Annotated in this window: 1 protein-coding gene; it reads right to left on the bottom strand. The window is 54.1% G+C overall.

Annotation, left to right across the window (positions count from 1 at the left end; all coding sequences use genetic code 11):
• Window positions 1-53: 53 nt before the first annotated feature.
• A complete protein-coding gene (locus C6W91_RS21175) occupies window positions 54-815 on the bottom strand; it encodes an IS6 family transposase (protein ID WP_188745060.1) in 762 nt (253 codons plus the stop codon).
• Between the last annotated feature and the right edge of the window lie 67 nt (window positions 816-882).

The following is an 882-nucleotide window of genomic DNA, read 5'->3' as shown; positions in this document are numbered from 1 at the left end:
GGCTCTGTTGCAAAGTTTTGTTCAGGCCGCGTGGGCCCCTCTTTTGGGCGCAGTTATGCTGCGGCGAGGCTTTCCTCAATGATTGCGACAGCCTCTGCCATCACGCAAGGTCCAACACCGAAGGCACGCTCGATCATGCGCTTTTCGCCAATGGGATCGCGTGTCAGGTTGAAAGCCCGCCCCTGGCCTTTTCGCAGGGCGCGCATCACCTCAAATCCCTTGATTGTCGCATAGGCCGTCCTCATCGTCTTGAACCCTCGCACCGGCTTGATCAGCTGTTTTAGCTTGCCATGATCGGCCTCAACGACGTTGTTGAGATACTTGACTTGGCGATGTTCCAAATCCTTGGCGCATTTGCCCTCTTTTTTCAATTCACGGATTGCTTGGGTGTAGCAGCCCGCCTTGTCGGTATTGATTTTACTCGGTTTCTCCCAATCCTTGCAGGCACGAAGAGCCTTGCTCAGAAAACGCTTGGCCGCCTTGGCGTTGCGTGTTGAAGAGAGATAAAAGTCGATGGTATTGCCCAGTTTATCGACGGCCCGATAGAGATAGGTCCATTTCCCCCGCACCTTGATGTAAGTCTCGTCAACCCGCCAACTGCCAGACATCGGCCGCCGCCACTGCCAACGCATCAGACGCTCCATTTCAGGGGCGTATTTTTGAACCCAACGGTAAATCGTTGAGTGATCAACCCGAACACCCCGCTCCGCCATCATGGTTTCAAGGTCACGATAGCTGATCCCATAACGGCAATACCATCGCACCGCCCAAAGCACGACCTCACCCGTGAAATGACGCCCTTTGAAATCGTTCATGACAACCGCTCTCCTGCCTGACCACGCTCGAAAGTGACCTCATCAAGAAAACTTTGCAACAGAGCCA

Source organism: Phaeobacter sp. SYSU ZJ3003, from assembly GCF_041300735.1.
GTDB classification, from domain to species: domain Bacteria; phylum Pseudomonadota; class Alphaproteobacteria; order Rhodobacterales; family Rhodobacteraceae; genus Phycobacter; species Phycobacter gallaeciensis_A.
The sequence above is the reverse complement of the archived record's forward strand: the minus strand, read 5'-3'. Positions and strand labels throughout refer to the sequence as shown.

Excerpts from the sequence above, each read along its gene's own strand:
- C6W91_RS21175 (WP_188745060.1), bottom strand. The coding sequence starts at position 815 with ATGAACGATTTCAAAGGGCGTCATTTCACGGGTGAGGTCGTGCTTTGG.